The sequence below is a fragment of the Pseudomonas sp. B21-023 genome, from assembly GCF_024749165.1.
In the GTDB taxonomy this organism is placed as follows: domain Bacteria; phylum Pseudomonadota; class Gammaproteobacteria; order Pseudomonadales; family Pseudomonadaceae; genus Aquipseudomonas.
Genome location: NZ_CP087190.1, coordinates 3,424,450 through 3,443,227 on the forward strand (window position 1 = coordinate 3,424,450; position 18,778 = coordinate 3,443,227).

Sequence of the window (18,778 nt, forward strand, 5' to 3'; positions counted from 1 at the left end):
TGCGTGGACAACTCGGACGAAATGCGCCTCACGCCCTTTCGTACCGCGGCAAGTGAAGGCACAATGCGTGTCCTTTTTTTGGCCGGCCTGGCCGGGGGCCTTTAAATGATCAAGACGCCGTACTACCTCATCGACAAAACCAAGCTGCTGAGCAACATGGAGAAGATCGCCTACGTGCGCGAACACTCCGGTGCCAAGGCACTGCTTGCCCTCAAGTGTTTCGCTACCTGGTCGGTATTCGACCTGATGCAGCAGTACATGGACGGCACCACCTCGTCTTCGCTGTTCGAGCTCAAGCTCGGCCGCCAGAAGTTCGCCGGCGAAACCCATGCCTACAGCGTGGCCTGGGCCGACGACGAAGTCGAAGAGATGCTCGAGAACTGCGACAAGATCATCTTCAACTCCATCGGCCAGCTCGAGCGCTTTGCCGAGCAGTCCGAAGGCAAGGTGCGCGGCCTGCGCGTCAACCCGCAGGTGAGCAGCTCCGACTACCTGCTGGCCGACCCGGCGCGCCCGTTCAGCCGCCTCGGCGAGTGGGATCCTGAGAAGATCGAGAAGGTGATCGAGAAGATCTCCGGCTTCATGTTCCACAACAACTGCGAGAACGGCGACTTCAGCCTGTTCGACAAGATGCTTACGCACATCGAGGAACGTTTCGGCCATCTGCTGCACAAGGTCGAGTGGGTCAGCCTCGGCGGCGGCATCCACTTCACCGGCGAGGACTACGCGGTGGACGCCTTCTGCGCGCGCCTGAAGCAGTTCTCGCAAACCTACGGCGTACAGGTGTACCTGGAGCCGGGCGAAGCGGCCATCACCAACAGCGCCTCGCTGGAAGTGACCGTGCTCGACACCCTGTACAACGGCAAGCACCTGGCCGTGGTCGACAGCTCCATCGAAGCGCACCTGCTCGACCTGCTGATCTACCGCCTCAACGCCAAGATGGCCCCCAACGACGGCGCGCACACCTACATGGTCTGTGGCAAGTCGTGCCTGGCCGGCGACATCTTCGGCGAGTACCAATTCGACAAGCCACTGGCCATCGGTGATCGGCTGTCGTTCGTCGACACGGCGGGCTACACCATGGTCAAGAAAAACTGGTTCAACGGTCTGAAAATGCCATCCATCGCGGTCAAGCAACTCGACGGCAGCGTCGAAGTGGTGCGCGAGTTCGGTTTCGAAGACTACGTTTCGAGCCTGTCGTAAGACAGGCTTTCATGAAGGAGAGCAGCTGAATTGAAGAAGAACGTTCTTATCATTGGTGCAGGAGGTGTCGCCAAGGTGGTGGCCCACAAGTGCGCACAGCATAACGACGAACTGGGTCGTATTGCGATTGCGTCACGGAACATCTCCAAATGCCAGGCCATCATCGACAGCGTCAAGGCCAAGGGTAGCCTCAAGGTACCCGCCGACATCCAGGCCTTCTCGCTCAACGCCCTCGATGTCGAGGCGACCAAGGCACTGATCCGCGAGACCGAATCGCAGATCGTGATCAACGTTGGCTCCGCCTTCCTCAACATGTCGGTGCTGCGCGCCTGCATCGATACCGGTGTCGCTTATCTTGACACCGCCATCCACGAAGAGCCGGGCAAAATCTGCGAGACCCCGCCGTGGTACGGCAACTACGAGTGGAAACACCTCGAAGAGTGCCAACAAAAGAACATTACCGCCATTCTCGGCGTCGGCTTCGACCCGGGTGTGGTGAACAGCTACGCGAAACTCGCGCAGCAGCAGTACTTCGACCAGATCGACTCGATCGACATCCTGGACGTGAATGCCGGTTCTCACGGCAAGTACTTCGCCACCAACTTCGACCCGGAAATCAACTTCCGCGAGTTCACCGGGCAAGTCTGGAGCTGGCAGAACAGCCAGTGGACCAGCAACACCATGTTCGAGGTCAAGCGCACCGACGATCTGCCGGTAGTGGGTTCGCAGAATCTGTACCTGACCGGCCACGACGAAGTGCACTCGATCTCGAAGAACCTGAACGTGCCGAACGTGCGTTTCTGGATGAGCTTCGGCGAGCACTACATCAATGTGTTCACCGTGCTGAAGAACCTCGGCCTGCTCAGCGAGCAACCGGTGAAGACCGCCGAAGGCCTGGAAGTGGTGCCGCTGAAAGTGGTCAAGGCCGTGCTGCCGGATCCGGCCTCGCTGGCCCCGGGCTACACCGGCAAGACCTGCATCGGTGACCTGGTCAAGGGCACCAAGGACGGCCAGCCGCGCGAGGTGTTCATCTACAACGTGGCCGACCACGAAGAAGCCTACGCCGAGACCGACAGCCAGGGTATTTCCTACACCGCAGGCGTGCCTCCGGTAGCCGCCGCGCTGCTGGTTGCCCGTGGCCAGTGGGATGCCGGGCGCATGGTCAACGTCGAGGAGCTGCCGGCCGAGCCGTTCCTCAAGGCGCTGGACGTGATGGGCCTGCCGACCCGCGTCAAGGATGAAAAAGGCGATCGTCCATGGGACGCTGAAGCCTAAGCTGCACGATGAAGGGGCGCCAGATGGCGCCCCTTCTGTTTGTGGGATCTAACTGAGGGAGCGGGCTTGCCCCGCGATAGCGCTAGCACCGGCAAATCGCTACTTCCTGGCCTCCAGTATCAAGTTGAACGGCGTCTGCGTCGCCCGCCGGAAGCGCCTGAACCCCGCCTCCTCGAACACCGCCCGCAACCGAGCTTCCCCAGCCTGCGCACCCAGCCCCAGCCCCACTTCCTGCGACAGCGAGTTCGGCGTGCAGATGAACGTCGAAGCCGCGTAGAACAAGCGCCCCACCGGGTTGATATTGGCGTCCAGAGTATCCTCGGCGAATGGCTCCACCAGCATCACCGTGCCATCGTCCTTGAGCGCCTGATAGGCGTGTCGTGCCGCGCCCACCGGGTCACCCATATCGTGTAAACAATCGAAGAAACACACCAGGTCCAGATCGTGGCCGGGATAGTCCTTGGCCGACGCCTGCTGGAAGCCGACCCGCTCGGCCACGCCTGCGTCACGCGCGCGCTCGCTGGCGGTGAGCACCGAAGGCGCATGGTAGTCGTAGCCGATGAAGCGCGAGGCGGGAAACGCCTCGGCCATCACAATGGTCGAGGCACCATGGCCACAGCCGACATCGGCCACCTGGGCGCCGGCCTGCAGCTTTTCCACCACCCCGTCCAGAGCCGGCAGCCAATCAGCCACCAGGAACGTTCGGTAGCCGGGTCGAAAGAAGCGCTCGGTGCCACTGAACATGCATGGATGGTGATCGCCCCAGGCCAGGGCGCCATCGCCGCGCATGGCTGCCACCAGCTTGTCCTTGTCATGGAACAGTGCCGCCAGCACCGAGGCGCCGCCGGCCATGTAGGCCGGCGAATCTTCCAGCGCCAAGGTCATGGCCTGCTCCTCGGGCAGGGTGAACTGTCCATCGTGATGCACCAGGTAACCCGCCGCGGCCTGGCCATTGAGCCACTCGCGTACCAGCCGTGGCTGGCAGCCGGTGCGCGCGGCCAGGGCCTCGGGCGTGACTGGCTGACTGTCGGCCATGGCCCGATACAGCCCCAGCTCATCCCCAAGGATGACATTGGCCAGCGTCGCCGCCGCCCCCATGTCGCCCACCAGCTTGCCCATGAACTCGTGAAGCCTTGCCTCGTCCATGACCTGCCCTCCTCTGCCAGAAGGCCACCGTCGGCGACGTCCGATCCGGTAGGCGGTGGTCGGATGGTTGATCGGGTCGCATCTGCAACCAACCCGGGCTTTAAGTCTAGACCCGCCTGCGCTATCTTCGCCGCGCCGCAGGCTTGCCCGCCAATGGTGGACGACCGCATTCGCGCACTAAAGGAACTGTCAGCATGTTTTCCAGCCGTACCCTCGTCCTCACCCTGGGCGTTGCCTTCATCATTCTCGACCAGTGGGTAAAACTGATCGCCCTGGTCGCCCTGAACAATCACAGCTATGTCTATGGCAACCAGAGCGTCTGGCTGGACCTGGCCCTGAGCCTCAACCCCGGAGCGTTCCTCAGCCTCGGCGCCGGGCTGGCTCCGTGGCTCAAGCAACTGGTGTTCGTGGTCGCCGTCGGCGTGGTGTGCGCCTGGGCCATGGTCTGGGCCTGGCGCCACTGGCAATCGGCACCGGTCAAGGCCAGCGCGGCCTGGTTCATCGCCGTGGGCGGGCTATGCAACTTGATCGACCGGGTGATTCGCGACGGCCACGTGGTCGATTACCTGGTCCTCAACATCGGCACCCTGCACACCGGCGTGTTCAACCTGGCCGACATCGCCATCATGGCCGGTGCCACAGTGCTGGTGGTGGACGGCATTACCCGGCCGAGCAAAGGCTGATCCCGCCTCGCCAATGGGCCGTGCTGCGGGCCGCCCCAAGCGAGGCAAAGCCTGCGCACCTGAATGACCGAGGCCCTGCCAGCATCCGCAAGGCCTCAATCACCTGCACTCGCTCAGTTCTTGCGACTACCGACACTCTCCAACTGCTCAAGCAACGCCTTTGCCAACGCCTTGTCGGAAAACGGATTCTGCCCGGTGATCAACTCGCGATCGACCACTACATGGGGCTGCCAGGCCTGGGCATAACTCATGTCGCCTCCTGCGCCGGCCATGGCCTTGGCGGGATAGAACTGCAGACGCTGCTCCTTGAGTGAGCCCTCGAACACCTGCTCCTCAGGGTCAGAGAAAATGGTCATGCGATAGCCCAGGTACGTCCAGTCGCTGGCCGCCGGGGTTTCGCCACGAGCGAGCGCGGCGCGGTAGGCAACCGGATCCTGCTGCGCAGACAGCAACGTGATCGGGCCGTGGCAAATGGCGGCCGTGGGCTTGCCGGCCTGGTGGAAGTGACGCAACAGGGCACCGACGTCGGGGTTGTTGGCCAGGTCGATCAGCGGCGCATGGCCCCCCGGGATGAAGATCCCGACATAGCGGCCCATATCGCCCGCCAGTACCTCCTTCACCGACAGCGTGTCGTCGATATCCGGCAGGCTGTCGACCACCTGGCGGATACGCTGCATCTCGCGGGCATCGCCGCCGAAGTACATCGGATCGATCGAGCGCTCATCGACACTCGGCGCATTGCCCTTGGGAGTCACCAGCACCAGCTTGTAGCCGGCCTTGAGCAACTGGTCGGCAGGCACGCCGAATTCGTTGAGGTAGTAACCGGTGGGGTACGGTTTACCGTCCTCGAGCTGCAGCTGGTTCTCGCTGGACAACAGCACCAGTACCTCACCCTTCACAGCGGCGGCGGCCTGACCGGCCAGCAAAGTGCCAGCCAGTGCCAGCGCGACGGGAGCAATCATGTTCATGGTGTCTTCCTGATCAGTTGAATGGCGCGATATCCAGCCCGTGGGCAAGCTGCACCTGAGTCGGTGCGGCCAACCAGCCGGCGCTGGCGGCGCGATAGGCCTGGTAATGGGCACTGTTGCGATGGGCCTCGACGGCGGCGGCATCGACATACAACTCGAACAGCTCGAAAGCCAGTACCTCGCCCTCGCGGACGAACAGGTCATAGCGCAGGTTGCCGGGCTCGGCGCGGGTCTGCTCCACCATCAGGCGCAAGGCCTGTTCTGTGACCTCACGGTGTTCAGGATGCGGCTGGATAGTGGCGAAGATGGCAATGGTCACGGGCGTCTCCCTCAACAAGTTGGGCCCATCCTAACCAGCACGTTATGATTCGATAATTCGAAAGCACTTATTCCTGTGATTCATTTTATGAATATCAGCAACAAGGACCTCAACCTGCTGCACCTGTTCCAGGTGCTCTATGAAGAGCGCAATGCCTCCCATGCAGCGCAACGGCTGGCCCTCAGCCAGCCCGCCCTGAGCCACAAGCTCAACAAGCTGCGCCAGCAGTTCGGCGACCCCTTGTTCGTGCGTGCGCCGCGTGGCCTCACGCCAACGCCCAGGGCCCATGAACTGGCGCCCCGGATACAGCAACTGGTTGCACAGCTACAGGACTTCTACAGGGATTGCGACGGCGATGATTTCCTCTCCCGCCCGACCCAGGTGCACCTTTACAGCACTGACTACCTGGAGCAGACCCTGCTGCCCAGGCTGCTGCCGATCCTGCGCACCCAGGCACCGAACCTGACCCTGATCACCCACAACACCCAGGGCAACCTGCCACGCGAGGCGCTGGAAAAAGGCACCTGCGACCTGGCCATCGCCGGTTTCTACAACGGCTTGCCGGACACCTTCCATCAACAGCGCCTGCTCAGTGAGGACTTCGTGGTACTGGCCGCCGCCGACAACCCGCTCCTGACCAAGGGCATGAGCCTGGAGGCGTTCCTGGCCTGCGAGCACCTGCTGACCACACTCACCGGCGACCTCGATGGCCGGGTCGATCACGCCCTGCGGGCTGTTGGTCGGCAACGTCGGGTGGTGGCCGGCCTGTCCAGCTTCATTGCCCCTACGCGCCTGGTGCGCGGCACCGACCTGCTACTCACCTGCCTGCGCTCGCTGGCCATCGAAGCGGTCGAGCGCGACCCCGGCCTGCGCCTGCACACCCTGCCCCTGGCGATGCCTCGGGTGGAAGTGATGCAAATCTGGCACGCGCGTACCCACGTCGACCCCTTGCGTCGCTGGTTCCGGCAACAGGTATGGGAGGTGGCGCAGCAGGTCACTGCACCAGCTGGTTGATATCGATGATCGGCATCAGCACCGCCATGACGATCAGCAGCACCACCGCTCCCATATCGCCCACCAGCTTACCCATGAACTCGTGAAGGCTTGCCTCGTCCATGACCTGCCCTCCTCTGCCAGAAGGCCACCGTCGGCGACGTCCGGTCCGGGAGGCGGTGGTGGGATGGATGATCGGGCCTTGTCTGCAACCGGCCCGAACTTAAGTCTGGACCCGCCGGCACCGCCCCTGCGGCTGCACATGTCCACTGAAACTCTCGGGCGGCCCGACGGGTCACAGCCAGTGCATGCAACAAGGATCACACCTTCAAGGAGACTGGACATGCCCTACCCCATGACATTCACACCCCCCTTCCGCCTGCTGGCCCTGGCCGGTGCCCTGCTGGCCTGCTCCACTTTGGCCAATGCCGACGACGTGCTGCTGGTCGGCAACAAGGCCGACGCCAGCGTGTCAGCCCTGGACACTGGCAGTGGCCAGGAAATGATCCGCCTGCCGGTAGGCACCGGCCCCCACGAGGTGGTGGTCAGTGGCAATGGCCTGCTCGCAGTGGTTGGCAATTACGGCGCGCAAGGCACGGCGAACAATAGCCTGAGCGTGATCGACTGGCCGACCCGGACGGTCGTGCGCACCATCGACCTGGGCGAAGACGCCCGCCCCCATGGCATTCGCTTCCTGCCCGACAGCCAGCGTGTGGTGGTCACCAGCGAAGCCAGCGAACGTCTGCTGGTGGTCGACCTGGCCCAAGGCAAAGTGCTCGACCGGATCGACGTCGGTGGCGGCAAACCGCACATGGTGGCGCTATCACCCGGTGCCGACCGCGCCTACGTCACCCATGTCGAGAGCGGCACGCTGTCGGTGGTCGACCTGCTGCACAAGAAGAAAATCGCCGAGGTCCCCACAGGCGCCGGCAGCGAAGGCGTGGCGGTAACCCCCAGCGGCACCCAGGTATGGGTCAGCAACCGCGACGGCAACGAAGTGGTCATCGTCGATAGCAAGCGCCTGGAAGTCACCGACCGTATCCGCACCGGCCTGTTCCCGATCCGCGTCGCGATGACCCCGGATGGCAAGTATGCACTCGTCACCTGCGCCAAGTCGGCGGAATTGGCGGTGATCGATGTGGTGGCCAAGAAAGAGATCAAGCGCATCGGCCTGGCGCGCGAAGGCGCCGAATACCGCCGTACGATGCTCGGCGAAGAGGCGCTGCCGATTGGCGCGGTGGTCTCGCCGGATGGCAAGCGGGTCTATGTGGCGATCAGCGGCGGCGACGAAGTCGCGGTGATCAGCACCGCCAACTGGACCGAGAAGGCACGCTGGAAAGCCGGCCCCGAGCCGGATGCCCTGGCGATCGTGGTGCAGCCGAAAGAAGAGAGCTGAGCACCGCAAAGGCGCCTCGCGGGAGGCGCCTTTACCGAGCGCTCGGGCCATGGCTCACCCCCTCACTGCACCAGCTGGTTGATCTCGATGATCGGCATCAGCACCGCCATGACAATCAGCAGCACCACCGCGCCCATGATCACGATCATCAGCGGCTCGAGCAGCGCGGTCATGCCCATGGCGCGGCGCTCGATGTCCTTGGCCAGGCTGTCGGCGGCGCGGTCGAGCATCGGCGGCAGGTTGCCGGTCTTCTCGCCGCTGGCGATCAGGTGGATAAGCAGCGGCGGAAAGACCTTTTCCACCGCCAGCGCCGAGGCCAGCCCGGCACCCTCGCGCACCCGCGCGGTGGCCTCGCTGACACACTGGTCGAGGCGATCGTTGCCCAAGGTCTGGCGCGCCGCCTCCAGCGCACGCAGCAGCGGCACCCCGGCGCTGCCGAGGATCGCCAGCGTGGAGGCAAAACGCGCCGTGTTCAGGCCCAGCGCGAAACGGCCGAACAACGGCAGCCGCAGGATCCGGGCGTGCCAGGCCAGGCGCGCCGCCGGGGCGCGCAGGTAGACCCGCCAGGCCCAGAACGCCCCGGCCATCAGGGCGCAGCACAGCGCGCCCCATTCACGCACGAAGTCACTGGCCGCCAGCATCGCCAGGGTCAGCCCGGGCAGGTCCTGGCGTGCCTGGGTGAAGGCGCTGACCACCTGCGGCACCACGTAGCTGAGCAGGAAGATGACGATGCCCACCGACACCAGCCCGACCACGCCGGGGTAGATGAACGCGGTGAGTATCTTGCCGCGCAAGGTGTTGCGCTCCTCGATGTAGTCGGCCAGGCGCTCCATCACCTGGGCCAGGTCGCCGGACTCCTCACCCGCCGCCACCAGTGCCCGGTAGATCTCGGGGAAGTCCCGCGGCCGCTGCGCCAGTGCGTCGGCCAGGCGCATGCCACTGCGCACATCGCCGCGCACCGCCCCCAACAACTGCGCCACATGCTTGCGCTCGGCCTGTTCCAAGGTCGCGCCCAGCGCCGCTTCCAGCGGCAGGCCGGCGGCCAGCAGGCTGGCCAGCTGACGCGTGGCCCAGGCCAGGTCGCCATCGCTCAGCCTGGCGCTGAACAGGCCCGCGCCCTGCCCGACAGCGGCCTGGGCCTCGACCTCCAGCGCGGTCAGCCCCAGGCCGCGCAGCTGCGCCATCGCGGCGCCCGGACTGTCGGCTTCGAGCAGCCCTTTGACGATATGCCCCTGGGCGTCGGCGGCTTCATAGCGATAACGGTTCATCAGGCATCCCGTGTCACGCGCAGGATCTCTTCCAGGCAGGTGCTGCCGCTGTCGACCCAACGCTGGCCGTCTTCACGCATGCTGCGCATGCCGTTGCCCCGGGCGGCGGCGCGCAGGGCCTGTTCATCGGCGCCCTGATGCACCAGGGCGCGTACGGTGTCGTCCACGCAAAACAGCTCGTGGATGCCGGTGCGCCCGCTGTAGCCACAGTGATTGCAATGCGCGCAGCCCACCGCCCGGTACTGCCCGGGCGCGGCTGGGTCGGGCTCGCGGCAGTGCGGGCACAGGCGCCGCACCAGGCGCTGGGCCAGCACGCCGAGCAGCGCCGAGGCCAGCAGGAACGGCTCGACGCCCATGTCGACCAGGCGGTTGACCGCCGACACAGCATCGTTGGTGTGCAGCGTGGCCAGCACCAGATGCCCGGTCAGCGAGGCCTGCACGGCAATCTGCGCGGTCTCCAGGTCGCGGATCTCGCCGATCATGATCACGTCCGGGTCCTGGCGCAGAATGGCGCGCAGGGCCACGGCGAAGCTCATGTCGATGCGCGCGTTGACCTGGATCTGGCTGATCCCCGGCAGGTCGTATTCCACCGGGTCCTCGACGGTGAGGATGTTGCTGACACTGGCATCCAGCCGCGCCAACGCAGCGTACAGGCTGGTGGTCTTGCCCGAGCCGGTGGGGCCGGTGACCAGCACGATGCCATGGGGCTGGCGGATCAACTGGTCCAGCCGCGCCAGCACTGCGGCGTCCATGCCCAACGCCTCCAGGCGCAGGCGCCCGGCCTGTTTGTCCAGCAGGCGCATCACCACGCGCTCGCCATGGCCGGTGGGTACGGTGGACACGCGGATATCGATGGGCCGCCCGGCCACGCGCAGGGCGATGCGGCCGTCCTGGGGCAGGCGCTTCTCGGCAATGTCCAGCTGCGCCATGATCTTGATGCGCGACACCAGCGCGCCGTGCAGCGCCTTGCGCGGCGAGACCACGTCGCGCAGTGTGCCGTCGACCCGGTAGCGCACCAGGCAGTGGCTCTCGAATGGCTCGATATGGATATCGCTGGCCTGGTCGCGGGCCGCCTGGGTGAGCAAGGCGTTGATCATGCGGATCACCGGCGCGTCGTCCTGGGCCTCGAGCAGGTCGGTGACTTCCGGGATGTCCTGCAGCAGGCGGTCGAGGTCCACTTCGTTCTCTGCCGCACCCACCACCGCCGCGGCGCTGCCGGTATCGGCGTAGGCGCTGACCAGCAAGGCGTCCATGTTCGCATCGGTCACCGCTTCGACAGCCACCGGGCCAAAGCGCCGACGCACCTCTGCCAACGCCCAGCCCGGGCTCGAAGGGCAACACGAGAGTACCGCCCTCGCCTCGTCATCGGCCTGCAGCACCACCCGCTGGGCCTTGGCCCAGGCATACGGCAGGCGGCTCAACGGGCCACCTCGTCCACCGGCACGGCACGGATCGAGGCCCGTGGTGCCTGCGATGACACCGGCCGTGCGCGGCCTTGGTCGGGCACGCCCTGCTCCACCGGCGGCAGCAGCGGCATGTCCATGTCCGGCAGCGCCCAGGAGTGCTCGGGCTTGAGGTTGCCCTGGGTACGGCGGATGAAGTCGTAGCGGTTCAGGGTGATGCTGCGCCCGGCCGCGGCATCGCGCACGATGTACGGGCGCAGGAACACCATCAGGTTGGTCTTGGTGCTGGCCCGGCGCTCGCTGCGAAACAACGCGCCGACCCCCGGCAGCCCGGACAGCCACGGGATGCCTTCGTTGCTCTGGGTGTAGCCGTCCTGCAGCAATCCACCCAGGACCATGATCTGGCCATCATCAAGCAGGATGCTGGTGTCGATGGCGCGCTTGTTGGTCACCGTACCGGCGGCGCTGGAGGCGCGCTGGTCGACGCTGCTGACCTCCTGGTAGACGTCGAGCTTGACCGTGCCACCCTCGGAGATCTGTGGCCGCACGTTCAGGCGCAGGCCCACTTCCTCGCGCTGGATGGTCTGGAACGGGTTGTTGCTGTTGCCGCCGCCATCGGTGACGTACTGGCCGCTGACGAAGGGAATGGTCTGGCCGACGAAGATGCTCGCCGCCTCGTTGTCCAGGGTCAGCAGGTTGGGTGTCGACAACACGTTGCTGCCACCCTTGCTGGTCAGCGCACGGGCCAGCACCTTGAGGTCGAGCACCTCGCCGATGCCGGGGATCTTCACCGTGCCATCGACCACGCCCACCGACAGCCCCTTCGGCAGCACGTCGATGCTGCTCGGCCCCTTGACCAGCCCGCTGCCACCGAGATTGGCGCCGCCGAACACGCCATTCTTGCCAAGGTTGCCGGCTTGCCACTGGATGCCGAATTCATTGGCGTCGTCCTCGCCGACCTCGACGATAAGGCTTTCCACAACCACCTGGGCGCGGCGCTGGTCAAGCTGGTCGATGACCTCGCGCAGGCTGCGGTACAGCGGCTCGGGGGCGGATATCAGCAGGGTGTTGGTGGTCTTGTCGGCCTGGATGGTCGCGCCGCCAGCGGAGAACGCGGTGCCTTGGTCATTCTGCTGTGCGCTGGCGCCGTAGCCGTTCGGCGCACTGCCGGCGCCCAGGCCGTTGCCGCGGTTCTGGCTGCCAGTTGTGCTGTTGTTCTGCATGCCGGTGTTGTTGCCGGTGCTGGCGCTATTGCTGTTGCCACTGCCGCCGGTGAGCATGCCGCCACCGCTGAGCAGCGCACGCGTGCCGTCGGCAGTGGCGCTGTCGCTCTCGCCGGTCAGCAGCCCGCGCAGGCTCTGCGCCAGCTTGTCGGCCTGGGCGTTGCGCAGGTACACCACGTGCAGGTTGCCGGCGCTGTTCTGCGCATTGTCGAGTTTGTAGACCAGGTCGCGGGCCAGCTGGGTACGTTCGGGACTGCCGGAACGGATCACCACGCTGTTCGAGCGCGGATCGCCCAGCACGCTGATCTTCTGGGTCGGGTCGCTGCCCTGGCTGTCGAGCAGCTCATTGACCATGCTGGCGATGTCGCTGGCGATACCGTTGTTGATCGCCACCACATCGGTGTCGATGGCGCTGGGGATGTCGACCCGATCGAGGATCTGCGCGACCCGCTCGAGGTTTTCGGCGTAATCGGTGACGATCAGGGTGTTGTTGCCCGGGTAGGCGTTGATCGGGTTGTCCGGCGAGACGATCGGGCGCAGCACCGGGATCAGGTTGACGGCATTTTCATACTGCAGACGGAAGGTCCGGGTGACCATGCCGTTGCCGGCGTCGCGGTCACCGCTCACCAGCGCGCCGCCGAGCAACTTGGCGTCGGCCTGGGGCACCACCTGGGCCACGCCGCCGACATCGACCACGCTGAAGCCCTGCATGCGCAGGGCCGACAGCAGCATGGAATAAGCCTTGGCGGCAGGCACCTCGCCTTCGGAAACCAGGGTCAGCTGGCCCTTGACCCGTGGATCGACCAGGAACTGGCGACCGGTGGCGCGGGACAGGCCGCGCACCACTGCCTGGATATCGGCATCGACGAAGTTCAGCTGTACCGGCTGGTCGCCCAGTGGATTGGCTGGCGCGGGTGCGGCCACGGCGCGGCTGTGGCGCTGGCCGACGCGAGGCGGTGCCTGGCGCTGCAGCGGGCGGCTCTGCGGTTCGCGGTGATCCAGGGTGCCCGCCGTGGCACCGGCTTCGGCCAGCGGGCGGCCCAGCTCGCTGCTGGCCAGGGGGCGTTGCACGCTCGGCGCGCTGGCACAGGCGCTGAGCGCCAGGGCCAGGAGCAAGGGCGCGAACGGCAATCGCGGTGAACGGAGGCACGTCATGAAGGGTCCTTAGCGCCATGCGCCTGAGTCATGCGAAGGGTTCCGGAAAAAGTCACCGGGCTGCCTGGGCCGCTGGTCGGGTCTCGGCGCAGCGCCAGCTGGCCAACACCAAGCCCGAGGCGCGGTGGTACTGCCTGCAGCCAGGCCATGGCCGCTTCCGCGGGGGCCCGCTGCCAGCCCAGGCGCCAGGTATCGCCCTCGCCGTCGAGCTGTGACTGCGCCAGCAGGCCAGCCTGCTCCAGGCTCTGGCGCAAAGCCTGGGCGGTATCCGCAGGCCGTTGTGCCAGGCGCTCGCCGAGCAAGGCATCGAGCGCCTGCGCCTGGCTGCGCAGCTTGGGTGTTTCGGCCTGCCAGTGGTCGATCCGGGCCAGGGCGGGAAGCAGCAGTACCTGCCAGCAGAACAGCGCGCCAAGCAAGCCGCCTGCCAGGGCGACCGCACGACGCTCCCTCGCGGCCAGGGCTTGCCAGCGTTGCCGGCCCTGCCCGCGCAGCAGGCCCAGGCGGGCCTTAATCGACATGGGCCAGCTCCTCACCGGATGGGTTGGCTGCCCTCAGGGTCCAGCCTTGCCCACTGGCCTGGCCCTCGATGCCGCGTGCGGCGAGGTCGGCCTGCCAGGCGCTGTCCGCCGGGGCCTTGCCACCATCGTCCAGGGGCGTGAGACGCAGCACGCCATCCTGATAGTCCAGTGCCTCGACATTACCCGCGAGGAACGGCATGACCTGTCCGGCGCCGTCGAGCAAGGCCGCCAGCCCCGAGCCGGCGCCGCCCTGCCCGCCCTGCAGTTGCTGACGCGCCTGCTGCAACGGGTTGAGAACCACCGGCAACTGCGGGAAGGCCATGCGCACCTGGGCGACCATGTAGGCGCGCAGCCGCTCGCCCTCGTCGGCCAGGTGCGCGGCATAGAGGTTCAAGCCCAGGCACCAGATCACTGCCGCCGCGCCCCAGATCGCCAAGGTGCGTCCCATCGCTGGCGATTTCACCGGCCCGGCAAGCCCGCCGGCCAAATCGACCGACGACGCTGTATCGTCCTGCCGGGCGAACAGCCCGGCCACGCGGATGCCATCGGCCTGCAGCCACGCCTGCAGACGCGCCATCTGCGCAAGGCCCAGCCAGGCCACGGCGACCTGCCCATCAGCCTGGCGCGGCCCGTGCGCCACATGGACCTGCCCGACATCGCCAAGCACCAGCCCCTGGACCGCGCAGCCCACCGCCGCGCTCAACCGCTTGCCCGTCAGCGGTGGCAAGGCCAGGGCCAGGGCCAGGCTGTCGTGCGCATGCAGGTGCAGGCGCCAGGGCGCGCCCTTGGCCTGGCGCTGCAACTGCGCGCGGGTGGCCTGGCCACCACGCTCGGCCTGGCGGTAATCCAGCAGCGAGGCATCCTCCAGCTCCGCCAACGGCGGCAGCTGCACGTCAACCAGCGTACTCATGCGCCCACCCGGCTCCAGATGACATCCGGCAACTGCCCCTCGCGCTGGCGCAGCAGCGCCTGCAGGGGTAGTTCACGGCTGCCCAGGCGCGCCTGGCCGCGCAGGCGGAACCAGTCGCTGTTGATCCCCACCCGCACATTGGCCATGGCCAGCTGCGGCATGCGCAAACGGTTGACGAAATCGCCCCGGTTGATGAACCAGCGCCCACTGTCGCGCTCGGCCACCAGCGCCATGGCCTGCTGCAGCGACAGCCCCGGCACCTGCGCGGCAAGCACTTCGGCGCTGGCGGTGTTGCCATTGATCCAGGTCAGCGCCGGCAGTACCGTGACGAATCGGCGCAGGCGTTGCAGGGCCTGGCCATCCATGCCCTTGAGCCGGGCCAGGGCATCGACGCTGCGCAGCATCGGGCGCCTGGCCGGCAACGGCTCGGCGGCAACGGCCGGCGAGGTCGCACGGCCGCCTTGCAGGCCTTGACCGGCACTGCTGGGGGATACCGGCGGGCGCCGTGGGTAGCTGTCGATCACCTGCCCGGCAATGGCCGTGGCCAGCCGCTCGCCGATGCCGATCAGCGCGCACAGGCGCTGGAAGGCCGCCAGTGCCTCGCTGTCCACCTGGCCATCGACTACCAGGTTGCGCAGGTTGAACTTGCCCTGCTCATCCTCCAGCTGCCCGTCGAAGCGCACGCTACCGGACGGCACATCGCGCATCGGTCGCGCCCAGGGCTGGCCACCACGTACCAGCGGATCGCGCAGGCGTTGTTCGAACAACACCCGACGGCTCAACTGCAGGCCGCCTTCCAGAGCCCATTGTCCCTGCAGCGCCATCTGGCGGTTCTCTATCTGCCGGGTCTGCAGCCCCTGGCGTTCGATCATGCCTGCGGCGATCACCGCCACCACCGCGGCAATCAACAGCGCACTGATCACGGCCATGCCTTCCTGGCGCGCCATGGCCGGTCACAACTGCCAGGAGCCGAGGTCGGCGTTCACCCCGTCGCCCCCGGCCTGGCCGTCGGCGCCCAGGGAAAACACATCGATCTCGCCGTTGGCGCCCGGATTCAGGTACTGGTAAGGGCGGCCCCAGGGGTCGTTGGGCAGGCGGTCGAGGTAGGCACGCCATTGGCCATCCTTGGCCTGTGCCGGCTTCTCCACCAACACCTTCAGGCCCTGGTTCTGGTTCGGGTAGGCGCCGTTGTCCAGGCGGTACAGCTTCAGTGCCTGCATCAACCCGCCGATGTCCTGGCGGGCCGCCGTGGCGCGCGCCTGGTCGGGGCGGTCGAGCACCTTGGGCACCACCATCGCCGCGAGAATCCCGAGGATCACCACCACCACCATGATCTCGATCAGGGTGAAGCCCTGCTGGCGCAAGCGGCGGGCGGGAAGGTTGCGGCGGGCGATCTGCATCTCGGCATTCCTTGCGTGAGTTCGAATCGGGGGCCGATTGTGGCAAGACGGTATGTCACGGATATTGAAAAAGCTCGGGAGTCGGCGTCGTCAAAGCGTCATCGGGCCGCTCTACAATGCTGCTTTGCCTTGCGCGAAAGGTGCCCTGTGCGTGCCACCGAGGATGGTTTCACCCTGATCGAAGTGCTGGTGGCGTTGACCATTGTGGCGGTGGCCATGGCCGCCGCCGTGCGCGCCAGCGGCTTGATGACCCAGGGGAACGGGCTGTTGCGCGACAAGGCGCTGGCCTTGCTCGCCGCCCAGGGACGCCTGGCCGAACTGCGCCTGGAAGGCAGCGCCAGGCCAGGCATCAGGCAGTTCGAATGCGACCAGGGCCGCCTGCGCTTGCGCTGCGAGCAGCGCGTGTCGCGCTCGCGGCAAGGGCTGCTGGAGGTGTCGCTGCAGGTGTTCGACCGCCAGCATGAAGGGCCGGCGCTGGCGCGGTTGCAGACGTTGCTCGGGGGCGCCGAGGCTGCGCCCTCCACGTAAGAAGCGGGCGTGCCCGCTCCCCCGTGGCGGGTACCAGCCCCTCAGAACGCGTAGCGGGTGGTCAGCATGAAGTTGCGTGGGTCACCGTAGTAACCGCCGTTGTAGAAGCCCAGGTTGTTAAAGTACTTCTTGTCGGTGAGGTTGTTGCCGTTGAGGGTCACCGACAACTGCTCGGTCACCTGGTACCGCGCCAGCGCATCCAGGGTCAGGTAGTTCGACTGGGTGTAGCGGATGGTCTCGCCCGCCGCCACCGGGCTGTCCAGGTCCTTCCAGATCTTGCTCTGCCAGTTGGCCGAGCCGCCCACGGTAAGCTTGTTCCACACCCCCGGCAGGCGGTAGGTGGTGGACAGGCGCAGCAGGTTCTCCGGCTCGATGGTGGAGATCTTGTCGCCCTCGCCATCGCGGGTGATACGGTGGGTGAAGCCACCCTGCACATGCCAGTCCGGGGTCAGCTCGCCCGCCACTTCCAGCTCGAAGCCACGGGTCTTGGCGCCCTGGATCGCCCGGTAGATGCCACGGTTGGTGGACGGGTCGGTGCGGTCGAGTTCAGCGAGGTTGTCCTGGCGTACCTCGAACAGCGCCAGGCTGGCGTTGAGACGCCCGTCGTAGAACTCGCCCTTCAGGCCCAGCTCATAGGCGTCGCCCTCCTCCGGCTCGATCATCTTGCCGTTGGCGTCCTGCTCGGTCTCGTGCGGCTTGAAGATGCTGGTGTAGCTGCCATACACCGACCAGCTGTCGTCCAGGTCATAGACCACGCCGGCATAGGGTACGACCACGCCGTTCTCTTCCAGGTCCTGGGTCTTGCTGCGCTGGCCGCTGGTGGTGTCCAGGCGGGTGCTGTCGAGCTGCCAGTTGGACAGGCGACCACCGAGGATCACCGACAGTTTGTCGGTGGGCTTGAAGCGGCCGGTCAGGTAGGCCGCGTCTTCCTGCACACGGGTATCGACCTTCGACAGCGGACGCCCCCAGTCGGGTTCGCTGAACTCGCCGCGCCACTGGTAGATGTTGGCGCCACCGAAAAGGAACGGCCAGTTGCTTTCATGGGCGCGCACGTCGCGGTGGGAAATACCCGCTACCAATTCGTGCTCACGCCCCAGCAACTGGAACGGGCCACTGGCGTACAGGTCGTAGGCGTTCTGGTCGGTCTGGTAGCGGTAGCGGCCCAGCCACACGCCCATGCCGGCTCCCGTGGCGGCATCGGGGTAGCCACTGGCAGCCGAACCCAGGCGCATCGGCGCATCGGTCTCGCTGCGAGTGGCCGAGGCCTTGAGCGTCCAGTCGTTGGCCAGGCGCTGCTCGAGGGTGACGAACAGGTTGTCGGCGGTGTTGTCCCAGGCACTCCACTTGGCCCCGGGGTTGAACGAGCGCGACATGCCAAAGCGGTTGCCCTGGCTGTCCAGCAAAGGTGTCGACGGCCCCCAGGACGAACCTTCCGGGCGGTTGCTCTGGCGGCTCAGGCCGACGCTGAGCAAGGTGTCATCGCTGAGGTCGGCCTCGACGATGCCGTACATCACCTGTTTCTTCTCGGACAGGTTGTCCATGAACGACTGGCCGTCCTCGTAGGCCGTGACCAGGCGCCCGCGCACATTGCCGTCCGGTGTCAGCGCGCCGCCGATGTCGAACTCGCCACGGTAGGTGTCCCAACTGCCGGCGCCGAGCGATACATAGCCGGACAACTCGCGGGTCGGCCGCTTGCGCACCAGATTGACGGTCGCCGACGGGCTGCCGAAGCCACTGAGCAGGCCCGTGGCGCCACGCAGCACCTCGACCCGGTCGTAGATCACCAGGTCGGTCTGGTCGATGCCATTGCCGAAGCGGAAGGCCGCCGGGATGCCATCGACCTGGAAGTTGTCGATGTCGAAGCCACGGGCCTTGAAACTGGCGCGGTTGCTGTCGAGCTTGGTGACGGTGACGCCAGGCGTCTTGCCCAGCACATCGCTGATGCTGGTGAGGTTCTGGTCATCCATCTGCTGGCGGGTGATGACCGTGACCGACTGCGGCGTTTGCCGTTGCGACAAGGCCATGCGCGTGGCGGTGCGGCTGGCGCCGGTGGTGTAGGACCCGCTGCCTTCGGTGGTCTCGCCCAGCGCGGTATCGGTGATGGCGGTGGCGCCCAGCTCCAGGGTGCCCTTGCCGCTGGCGGTTTCGGCCCAGGCCGGGCCGGCCGGCGCGGCGAGGCTTGCCGCGAGGATGGCCAGTGCCAGCGGATGGCGCTGGCGGACGGTGGTGGCGTTCCCTGCCCTTTGAACCGTGTTCAGAGAGTGCTGTCGTTGCACGCTTGTCGACCCCTAGTTGTTGTGTCTGCTTGATGCAGGTGGGGCTAATCACTGGCGATTGTTGTGGTTGTGCGCCCGTTCTGCGACGGCTGCGGCGCATCCTAGGGTTTTTAC

17 protein-coding genes and 1 pseudogene are annotated in these 18,778 nt (G+C 66.3%); 6 read left to right on the forward strand and 12 right to left on the reverse strand.

Annotation, left to right across the window (positions count from 1 at the left end; all coding sequences use genetic code 11):
• The first annotated feature begins 105 nt into the window (after window positions 1-105).
• Together LOY42_RS15335 and LOY42_RS15340 are read left to right on the forward strand one after the other, a co-directional pair.
• Window positions 106-1,203 (forward strand): carboxynorspermidine decarboxylase, encoded by a 1,098-nt coding sequence (locus LOY42_RS15335; protein WP_139670202.1) that lies wholly within the window; start codon window positions 106-108, stop codon window positions 1,201-1,203.
• 30 nt (window positions 1,204-1,233) lie between these two features.
• A complete protein-coding gene (locus LOY42_RS15340) occupies window positions 1,234-2,478 on the forward strand; it encodes a saccharopine dehydrogenase family protein (protein WP_038705903.1) in 1,245 nt (414 codons plus the stop codon).
• 99 nt (window positions 2,479-2,577) lie between these two features.
• Here the strand turns inward: LOY42_RS15340 and LOY42_RS15345 are convergent, their stop codons facing one another.
• The gene (locus LOY42_RS15345; protein ID WP_258598197.1) at window positions 2,578-3,624 is read right to left on the reverse strand and encodes a class I SAM-dependent methyltransferase; all 1,047 of its coding nucleotides are present in this window, start codon (window positions 3,622-3,624) and stop codon (window positions 2,578-2,580) included.
• A 194-nt stretch (window positions 3,625-3,818) separates the two neighbouring features.
• Here LOY42_RS15345 and LOY42_RS15350 point away from each other — a divergent pair, with 194 nt between their 5' ends.
• On the forward strand, window positions 3,819-4,307 hold the full coding sequence (locus LOY42_RS15350) for a signal peptidase II (RefSeq protein ID WP_258598199.1): 489 nt from the start codon (window positions 3,819-3,821) through the stop codon (window positions 4,305-4,307).
• Between the two features lie 113 nt (window positions 4,308-4,420).
• Here LOY42_RS15350 and LOY42_RS15355 read toward each other — a convergent pair whose 3' ends face one another.
• A complete protein-coding gene (locus LOY42_RS15355) occupies window positions 4,421-5,275 on the reverse strand; it encodes a type 1 glutamine amidotransferase domain-containing protein (protein WP_258598201.1) in 855 nt (284 codons plus the stop codon).
• Window positions 5,276-5,288: 13 nt separating this feature from the next.
• Entirely contained in the window at window positions 5,289-5,594 is a 306-nt protein-coding gene (locus LOY42_RS15360) for a putative quinol monooxygenase (RefSeq protein ID WP_139670194.1), read from the reverse strand.
• A gap of 87 nt (window positions 5,595-5,681) precedes the next feature.
• On the opposite strand from LOY42_RS15360, the gene LOY42_RS15365 reads away from it, so the two are divergent.
• A complete protein-coding gene (locus tag LOY42_RS15365; protein ID WP_258598204.1) occupies window positions 5,682-6,608 on the forward strand; it encodes a LysR family transcriptional regulator in 927 nt (308 codons plus the stop codon).
• Here LOY42_RS15365 and LOY42_RS26660 read toward each other — a convergent pair.
• Window positions 6,589-6,663, reverse strand: a pseudogene (locus LOY42_RS26660) (hypothetical protein); the annotation flags it as partial. The gene LOY42_RS15365 and the pseudogene LOY42_RS26660 overlap by 20 nt on opposite strands.
• A gap of 267 nt (window positions 6,664-6,930) precedes the next feature.
• Here LOY42_RS26660 and LOY42_RS15375 point away from each other — a divergent pair.
• On the forward strand, window positions 6,931-7,983 hold the full coding sequence (locus LOY42_RS15375) for a cytochrome D1 domain-containing protein (protein ID WP_258598206.1): 1,053 nt from the start codon (window positions 6,931-6,933) through the stop codon (window positions 7,981-7,983).
• Window positions 7,984-8,045: 62 nt separating this feature from the next.
• On the opposite strand, the gene gspF is transcribed toward LOY42_RS15375, so the two are convergent.
• The 7 genes from gspF to gspG are packed head-to-tail and all read right to left on the reverse strand — an operon-like array spanning window position 8,046 to window position 15,860.
• Window positions 8,046-9,251: a type II secretion system inner membrane protein GspF gene (gspF, locus tag LOY42_RS15380; RefSeq protein WP_139670188.1), complete on the reverse strand. Its 1,206-nt coding sequence runs from the start codon at window positions 9,249-9,251 to the stop codon at window positions 8,046-8,048.
• Entirely contained in the window at window positions 9,251-10,672 is a 1,422-nt protein-coding gene (gene gspE, locus LOY42_RS15385; protein ID WP_139670185.1) for a type II secretion system ATPase GspE, read from the reverse strand. Before gspE ends, gspF begins: the two co-directional genes overlap by 1 nt.
• Window positions 10,669-13,032 carry a type II secretion system secretin GspD gene (gene gspD / locus LOY42_RS15390; RefSeq protein ID WP_258598210.1) on the reverse strand — a complete coding sequence of 788 codons (2,364 nt, stop codon included), beginning with the start codon at window positions 13,030-13,032 and terminating at the stop codon, window positions 10,669-10,671. Before gspD ends, gspE begins: the two co-directional genes overlap by 4 nt.
• Entirely contained in the window at window positions 13,029-13,550 is a 522-nt protein-coding gene (gspM, locus tag LOY42_RS15395; RefSeq protein WP_198755240.1) for a type II secretion system protein GspM, read from the reverse strand. The genes gspD and gspM overlap by 4 nt, the downstream gene beginning before the upstream one ends.
• Window positions 13,540-14,460 (reverse strand): type II secretion system protein GspL, encoded by a 921-nt coding sequence (gene gspL / locus LOY42_RS15400; RefSeq protein WP_258598213.1) that lies wholly within the window; start codon window positions 14,458-14,460, stop codon window positions 13,540-13,542. Before gspL ends, gspM begins: the two co-directional genes overlap by 11 nt.
• The gene (gspK, locus tag LOY42_RS15405) at window positions 14,457-15,407 is read right to left on the reverse strand and encodes a type II secretion system minor pseudopilin GspK (RefSeq protein ID WP_258598215.1); all 951 of its coding nucleotides are present in this window, start codon (window positions 15,405-15,407) and stop codon (window positions 14,457-14,459) included. Before gspK ends, gspL begins: the two co-directional genes overlap by 4 nt.
• 6 nt (window positions 15,408-15,413) lie before the next feature.
• The gene (gspG, locus tag LOY42_RS15410; RefSeq protein ID WP_038705895.1) at window positions 15,414-15,860 is read right to left on the reverse strand and encodes a type II secretion system major pseudopilin GspG; all 447 of its coding nucleotides are present in this window, start codon (window positions 15,858-15,860) and stop codon (window positions 15,414-15,416) included.
• Window positions 15,861-16,007: 147 nt separating this feature from the next.
• On the opposite strand from gspG, the gene gspI reads away from it, so the two are divergent.
• A complete protein-coding gene (gspI, locus tag LOY42_RS15415) occupies window positions 16,008-16,388 on the forward strand; it encodes a type II secretion system minor pseudopilin GspI (RefSeq protein WP_198755243.1) in 381 nt (126 codons plus the stop codon).
• Window positions 16,389-16,429: 41 nt separating this feature from the next.
• Here the strand turns inward: gspI and LOY42_RS15420 are convergent, their stop codons facing one another.
• Window positions 16,430-18,664, reverse strand: coding sequence for a TonB-dependent siderophore receptor (locus LOY42_RS15420; RefSeq protein ID WP_258598218.1), 2,235 nt, complete (start codon window positions 18,662-18,664; stop codon window positions 16,430-16,432).
• Window positions 18,665-18,778: the final 114 nt, after the last annotated feature.